The following is a 7,093-nucleotide window of genomic DNA, read 5'->3' as shown; positions in this document are numbered from 1 at the left end:
GGCTGCGGCGGTACGGGCGTTGATCGCCGCGTTCTTGGCGGCCACCGCCGCGTCCCTGGCAGCCTGGGCCTGGTCGGCGTGCTTGGACGCGGATGTGGCGGCTCTGTTCGCCTTCGCCGCTGCGAAACCGGCCGAGGCGGCGGCAGACGCGGCCGCGGAGGCTGCCGAGGCCGCGCGATGCGAAGCGGCCACGGCCACCTTCGAGGCGTGAGTCGCGGTGCGGGCGGCTTCCGCGGCGCCTGAGGCCGCGTTGGCGGCCCGCCCGGCGGCGGCAGAGGCTTTGGCCGCGTCCCCCTGGGCGGCTTCGGTCTCACGCTGCGCGTTCTGAGCGGCCTCCTTCGCCTTGGCGGCCGCCTCCTTGGCTTGCTTCGCGGCCTTCTCTGCGCGGTCGGTCTCTACGGCGGCGCGCTTCCCCTCCTTTTCTGCGAGCCGTGCCAGGGCGACGATCGACGTCAGTTCCTCGTCGCGCGCGCGGGCGATGTGCTGGCCTGTCTCCAGGAACCAGCGGACGTCCGCTCCCGTCCCCGACATCGCCCGGTCGGCGGCGGCCCTGACGTTCGTACCGCCCGCGCTCATGACCGTCAGGGTCTCCGCGCGGTCGTCCTCCTCCTGCGCGGTACGGAAGCCGTCGGCCAGGAAGTCGTCGAGGGCCTTGTCCGTTCCGGTGTCGATGGCCCGCTGCCCCGCGGCGTTGACGCTCCTGCCGCCGGTGGACATCAGGGCCAGGGCCGCCACCCTCCGGTCCTCGGTCATGTGCGCCTGGTAGCCGGAGGTGACGAAGGCGTTCAGCTCGGCGGGGCTGCCGGACAGGGCCGCCTGAGCGCCGTCGTACAACCCGTTGCCGCCTCCGGCCATCAAGGTCAGCACGGTGACGCGCTGATCCTCGACGGTCAGGGCGGGTGAGGCGGTGAGGAAGGCGGCGATGTCGTCGTCCGTGCCGACCAGTGCACGGGCGGCGGCTTCCCGGGTGGCGCGGCCGCCGGTTCTGTAGGCCAGGACGACCTCGCCGCGCCGGGTGGCCGTCCCGGGCGCGGTCATCCCCCTGGCTGCGGCGGTCCGCGCGGATAAGAGGGAACCAGCGGCGAGGACCACGCTGCCGCCGGCCAGGGTGAAGAGGAACGCTCTACGGTCCCACTGCCTTGTCTGCATGTTCTGCTGACGCCTCCTCGTGGTCTGCGGGCTGTTCCGGCAATGCCGCCCAGGGCACGGCCCACGGCTCGTCCCCCGGCGTGACCGGGACTACTGGATGGTGGTGCCGAACTCCTCACCGACGGCGGGGAGCCCGTGCGTACCCGGCCGGTAGGTGGTGACGGGCCTGGTTTCGCCGCCGTTCACGTTGCTCCAGGGCATGGCATGGACGGCGCCCTGGGCGCTGGGCCCGTAGGGCATGCCCAGGTAGAGCCGGCCGCCGGTGGCGGTCAGGAAGCGGCCGAGGCGCTCACGAGCCCCGGGCGTGCCGGGCAGACCGGCGGTGTTGCCGGGCACGATCCAACGGTCGTGGTCACCTGGTGCACCGAGCAGGGAGAACTTCTGCACCGCACCCGAGTCGGTGACGCCGCCCTCGGCCTCCCCGGGCACGCCGACCGCGAGCAACATGTCCGCGACACCGCCGACCTGCCTGGGCGCCGTGTTGATCGCGGCGACCGTGCCGCCGAACCGGTCGCCGGCTTCGGAGACGCCGGTGACCTCGGGCTTCTCCTGCTGGATGTCGGGCATCTCGCTGTAGCCGCCCGATGCCGTCAGATGCAACCTGACCACACGCCCCGCGTCCTTGCGGGCTGCGCCGCCGACGGTGATCGCCTCACCAGGAGTACCCACGGCGAGGAGGGAGTCGACTGCCGCCGGGGCACCCTCCGGGCGGTAGTCGGCCAGGGCGAGCGCACGTCCGAACTCGTCGGCGGCCTCCGCGCTGCCGGAGATGCCTTCGACGTCCTGGTGGACGGCCTTCACCGGCGTCGGGAAGCCGTCGGCGGTGAGCTGGTGGTCGAGGACCTGGATGGCACCGGAGTCCGGCCTGGTGCCGATGGCTTCGCCCGGGGCCGCGATGGCGAGGTGGTTCGCGGACGCGGCCACCGCGAAGCCGAAGGCGTCGTCGGCCTCTGCCGCGCCCGGGATATCGGCCTTGTTCTGGTTGACGGCAACCGACTTGTCGCCCTTGTCGCCGTGTACGTAGAAGGCGTTTCCGGCGTCCTGGATATCACCGGCGGTGGTCAGGTCCTCGCCGGGGACGCCGATGAGGAGGTAGGAGGTGCCGGTGCGGGTCTGCCCCGCGGCCAGCGAATAGCCCATCAGGTCTCCGGCTTCGGAGGCGGACTCGGCGAAGGCAGCGGTGCCGGCGCCCTGCTGGAAGCTGGTCGAGGCCGCGCCCTTGCCCAGCCCGTTCGGCGCGCCGTAGACGATGGAGACCAGTCCGGCGTCGCTCTGGCCGTCGACGTCCTCGTCCGGGGTGCCGACGATCAGGTCGGTGCAGCCGTCCTGGTTGTAGTCGCTCGCCGCGAGGGCGGAGCCGAACCGGTCGTCGGGCTCGGCGCCTCCCGGCACGTAGGAGGCGTCCTGATTGATCTCCGCGACGCCTTTGCCGCCGCCGTAGACGACACGGACCACGCCTGCCGCGGCGTCACCGCCGACGGCGGCCATCGGGTCGCCCGAGGCGATGTCCTCCACCCCGTCGCCGTTGAAATCGACATCGACCGGCTTGCCGACCGTGGCGGTGACCCAGGAGCCGAGATCGTCCACACGTACGCTGATCGCGTCGGTGCTGGTCTGCGCCGTGTCCGTGCCGAAGCAGCCGCCTTGGAACGAGCGGCTGTTGATGCCGACCAGTTCCGTCCTCCCCGCGGTATCCCGGAACAGCGGCCCACCGGTGTCCCCCTTGCACACCGCGGCGCCGTCCCGGCCGGTGACCGGCAGGTCGCTGCCGACGAGTGCGCCGGTGGTGAAGGAACCGGAGTGCAGCTTGACCGGTGCCCACTCGTCCCGGGTGCGTCCGTAGCCCGTGGCCGTCAGAGACTCACCCGAAGCCGGGGCACTCCCGGCCAGGACGACGGGGGGCACGTTCAGCACGGGGGCGGAGAGCCGGGCCAGAACCACGTCGCGGTCGTTGCGCGGCACGAGTTCGACGACATCGCGGACGGCACCGGCCGTGGTGGTCGTATCGGTGCGGCTGATCACCGCGGTCGTGTGTGATGCGGGCTTGCCCGCGGGGACCGCGAGACTGGTGGCCGGATCGTCGGCGAAGCAACTCGCCGCCGTCATCAGCCACTCGGAATCGACCAGGGCGGCGGAGCAGCTGCGGTCGTGGTTCCCGATGACCAGCTTTGCCGTGAATCCGTAGAAGTCCTCGGACTCCGGGGTGCCGGTGACGGGGTAGGCGGGTGTGGCGGTGGCCAGCAGTGCCACACCGGCGCAAGCCGCGGCCACCGTCCGGCTGATCCGTTCCCTACGAGGTCTGATGCGCATGAAATCGGTCCTCACTTGCCAGTTCGGATCTCAACCAGCATGTGTTCGCGCCCCTCGGGGTCGGCACTCTCCCCGACCGGGGTCCACGCGTTCTTGTCCACGTCGAACGACTTCTCCTGGGCATCGACGGTCATGTCCACCTTGGTGGTGAAGTCGTTGCCGCGGATGCCGTAGACAGACTTCATCTCCAGCGTGAGAAAGCCGCCGTTGCCGGTCACGCCGAAGCATGTCGGCGCGGCGTTGCCGCGGGCGTACACCTGCAGCACGTTCGCTGCGGTGGCGCAGTCGGCCATGGTGATACGGCCGTCGCCTCGTTTGAGGAGAATCCCCGTCTCCTGGTAGATTCGGTCGGCCTGCGGGTAGGTGAAGTCCTCCACCGCATATGCGGCGGTGCCGTCGGCGGCCGGCGCGGTGGTGCCTGCTTCACCCGCGCCGGAACTTGCGCCGGCCGCGAGCAGGACGGCCGCCAATCCGGCCAGGGCCCCGCAGGCAGTCGTGAAGGCCCGGCTCATTGATCCCATCGAGGAATGCCCTCCTTGTTGGTCCTGGCGTTTCTCCGGCGCTGGTCCGCGCCCCGGGCTGTGCCCCGAGAGGCCGCCGTGTCAGGTTTTCTCCATGGCTGTGCCCGAAGGTGTGGCCGGCGACTGCCGAGTGAATGGCGCTGCGAGAGTCGCAGAGCGGCGACCGAGGGGACCTCGTCCCGCTGTCGGTCAGTACGGAACCGAAATTCCCGGACTAACTACCCCTGCCATCCGTACGGCCGTGCGCGGGGTACTCGCGTGTGTGTTCCATGCGGCCGGCCATGTCTCACGATCCTCCGCTTCTGGGCGCGCAGCCTCATTGCACGACGGAAGAGAGTCGTGCGCGCTTGGCACCTGGTGGTACTCCGTAGAGCCCTGAGCGTGGAGGGTGTTTCGCGCGCGGTCAGGTTCTGCCGCGTGCGATTGCTGCCGGGCGAGATGCGTCAGGCTGATTGCAGCGCCATCTTCCGAAACAGACGGCATCGCAACCCTTCCGGGCTTCGCAAATTAAACGTCGACCCCGGCGACCACGTCTATTGTCTGTTGAGGCAGTCCTGTGCACCTCCCCGCCGTCCGGCTCACGGCTTCCGGAGGCGGTTGTTCAGAGCACCATGGCGTACAGGGTGAAGTGCCGGCCGGCTGCCTGGTCGTTGATGCCGAAGTAGACAGTGCCGTCGTGGACTGCCGGGGTCGGCGGGTGCCGCGTGGTCGTCGTCCCGGAGGGACCCGGCCACCGCAGGCGGCAGCCAGTCGAGTGCGGAGTGCAGCCGGGGCGCTTCCCCCCCCCGTCCCCCTGGAGCGTCTGCCCCAACCGGTCGAGGAGCGTGGCCACCGTGGGCCGCTCCCGCGGATCCTTGGCCAGGCATCCCGCCACGAGGGCGCCGAGGCGCGGGGGCGCCCAGGTCGGGCTGCTCGTGGACGATGCGGTAGTGCAGGGCGTGCGGCGCGCCCGTACCGAACGGCCCCGATCCGGTCGCGGCGAAGGCCAGCACGGCTCCCAGCGAGAACACGTCGCTCCACCTTCAGCGCCATGGCCCGACCGCCGGGCGAACGCCCCAGGAAGACCTGGCCCATGCCGCCCGCACCGAGCCGCGCCACGATCCGGTACCGGCCCACCTGACAGGGGTCCCCCGCTTCCAGCCCCGTGAGCACCGCGCACCCTTCCGCTAGGGCCCGCGCCGAACCCGGAAGAGCGCGCGCCCGGCGGACGCGGGATGCTACCCCCTGGGTGATCAAGTGTCACCCATGTCACAGGCGTTCCGCCAGGCTCGTCACCGGGTGGGGCTTCACCGCCGGGGCGGCGAGTTGTCGTACCAGCATGCCATCTCCCTCCTGGAGAGCAGGAACAGGACGATCAGGGAGATGAGGGGAGGCATCGTCGCCCCGCCGCCTGCCTCCCCGTCGAAGAGCACCGCACCCCAGGAAGCGAGCATCAGCAAGTTGAGCACGATGACCGTGTAGCGCGGCCAGGCGAGGCGGCGCCCGATCAGCAGCACGGCGCACACCGCGAATAACGCCGCTGCCAGCATGTGTGCGTAGGTAAGGAGGAAAACCCAGTCGCCGAACTCGCGACCGCGACTCCCCGCCTCCAGAGCGAGGGAGAACACCAGCCAGCCGCCGAAGACGCTGGTGACTGCCTGGACCCAGATCAGCACCACCGTCCACGTGACCGAAGAAGGCTTGCCCTCCTGCAGAACCCCCGGCTGGGAACCGATGTTGTCCATCTCCGCGCTCCTCACCATCGCTCTGACGGCATGAGGGTAAGGCGGCGCCTCGGGAGCCCTCCCGACGTCACAACGAGCCGCCTGTGGTCGTGTTTGATCGACACGACGACGTGGATCAGTCGCTGACGGGTGCCCGTCCGGCGCAGCCGGTACGGTGCGTGGGTGGCGGATTTCGCGGAGCAACTGCCCGCCCTCGTCGGGGTGGTGATCGGGGCGCTCGGGTCGTACGTGGCGGTCGCGCACGGTGAGCGGGTGCGGTTTCGGCGGGAGCGCGTCGTGCGGTGGGAGGACCGGCGGTTCGCCGCCTACCGGGGCTTTTCCCGGGCCGTGAAGGAGACCGCCGGCCTGCTCTTCCGGGTCGGTGCCCACTTCGGCAACGACGCCAACCCCAACCCGCTCGCGCCGCAGGAAGCCGGTCCCCGGTTGGGCGATGCCTCCGAAGGCCGCGATCTGGCGTGGGAGGAGCTGCTGTTGCTCGGCTCGCCGGAGGTGGTCGAGGCGGGGCGGGCCTGGGCGGAGGCGGTCGCGGCGATGGAGCGGTTCGTGCGGGACGGGGTCCGTGATCCGGGTGCGTGGGCGGCTCTGGTCGGGGACCAGCGCGTGGCGCGCGAGGCGTACTACGCGGCTGCTCGGCGCGATGTGGCCCTCGGGCCCGGGCACTCCGGCCGGTGGCCCCCGGGGGGCCGGTCGTGAGCCGGTAGCCGGGCCCCGTCGCCGCGTCGTCAGTCCGTCGTGATGGGCTCCTCCGCGTTGCGCCAGATCGTCAGGTCGAAGGTGACGTACGTCGCGTCCCCCGACTCGCCCTTGCCGCCGTACGTCGCCACCGCGATGTGCCCCGCGTCGCTGAGCACGCAGAACTGCTGGCCGTCGCTGATCTGGTCGAGGGTGATCTTCTCCGTGTAGCGCGTCTCCGCGCGGCAGGTCTCCAGGGTGCCCTCCTGCGCGTTGTTCAGCAGGACGAACTTCCCGTTGTCGGTGCCGATCCAGGAGTCCTCGAAGAGCGTGTCGACGTAGTAGTACAGGTCCTTGCCGCTGTAGGCGACATCCCCCTCCTCCGGCCGCGGCGGGTCGTCGGCGAGCGAGACCGCGTAGTTCTGCGTCACGTCGATGCCCTCGTACGAGACCGGCGTGGGGTCGGGCCGCTCCTTCTTCTTCTCGCCCGAGGCCGCGCCCTCGGCCGCGTCCTTGCCGCTGCCGCCTCCGCCGCTGCTGTCGGCGCTGCTGGCGGGCGGCTTGCTCGCGTCGTCCTTGTCGGAATCCTTCGGCAGCAGGGAACCGACGACCGCGGCGACCACGAGGACCCCCACCACCGACGCCGCGACGATCAGCCCGGTCCGCTTCTTCCTGGGCTGCTGCGGGGGCGCGTATCCGTACGAGGGGTGGGCGCCC

6 protein-coding genes and 1 pseudogene are annotated in these 7,093 nt (G+C 71.0%); 1 reads left to right on the top strand and 6 read right to left on the bottom strand.

Annotated features, from left to right (window positions below):
• From H5J30_RS12635 to H5J30_RS12615, 5 genes are all read right to left on the bottom strand, one after another.
• A partial coding sequence (locus H5J30_RS12635) for an ALF repeat-containing protein (protein WP_181787530.1) occupies window positions 1-1,149 on the bottom strand: 1,149 nt, incomplete at its 3' end.
• A 90-nt stretch (window positions 1,150-1,239) separates the two neighbouring features.
• Window positions 1,240-3,420, bottom strand: a complete 2,181-nt coding sequence (locus H5J30_RS12630) for a trypsin-like serine protease (protein WP_309505514.1) — start codon at window positions 3,418-3,420, stop codon at window positions 1,240-1,242.
• A gap of 50 nt (window positions 3,421-3,470) precedes the next feature.
• A complete protein-coding gene (locus H5J30_RS12625; protein ID WP_309505513.1) occupies window positions 3,471-3,980 on the bottom strand; it encodes a hypothetical protein in 510 nt (169 codons plus the stop codon).
• Between the two features lie 601 nt (window positions 3,981-4,581).
• Window positions 4,582-4,812, bottom strand: coding sequence for a hypothetical protein (locus tag H5J30_RS37700; protein WP_374100974.1), 231 nt, complete (start codon window positions 4,810-4,812; stop codon window positions 4,582-4,584).
• Between the two features lie 454 nt (window positions 4,813-5,266).
• Window positions 5,267-5,704 (bottom strand): hypothetical protein, encoded by a 438-nt coding sequence (locus H5J30_RS12615; protein WP_181787528.1) that lies wholly within the window; start codon window positions 5,702-5,704, stop codon window positions 5,267-5,269.
• A gap of 162 nt (window positions 5,705-5,866) precedes the next feature.
• On the opposite strand from H5J30_RS12615, the gene H5J30_RS12610 reads away from it, so the two are divergent.
• Window positions 5,867-6,397, top strand: a complete 531-nt coding sequence (locus tag H5J30_RS12610; protein ID WP_181787527.1) for a hypothetical protein — start codon at window positions 5,867-5,869, stop codon at window positions 6,395-6,397.
• Window positions 6,398-6,426: 29 nt separating this feature from the next.
• On the opposite strand, the pseudogene H5J30_RS12605 reads toward H5J30_RS12610, so the two are convergent.
• Window positions 6,427-7,093, bottom strand: a pseudogene (locus tag H5J30_RS12605) (serine/threonine-protein kinase); the annotation flags it as partial.

The organism is Streptomyces phytophilus (genome assembly GCF_013870535.1).
Taxonomy (GTDB): Bacteria; Actinomycetota; Actinomycetes; order Streptomycetales; family Streptomycetaceae; genus Streptomyces; species Streptomyces phytophilus.
Note: the sequence above shows the minus strand (reverse complement) of the source record. Positions and strands in the feature narration are given on the sequence as shown.

Excerpts from the sequence above, each read along its gene's own strand:
- H5J30_RS12625 (WP_309505513.1), bottom strand. The coding sequence starts at position 3,980 with ATGGGATCAATGAGCCGGGCCTTCACGACTGCCTGCGGGGCCCTGGCC.
- H5J30_RS12615 (WP_181787528.1), bottom strand. The coding sequence starts at position 5,704 with ATGGACAACATCGGTTCCCAGCCGGGGGTTCTGCAGGAGGGCAAGCCT.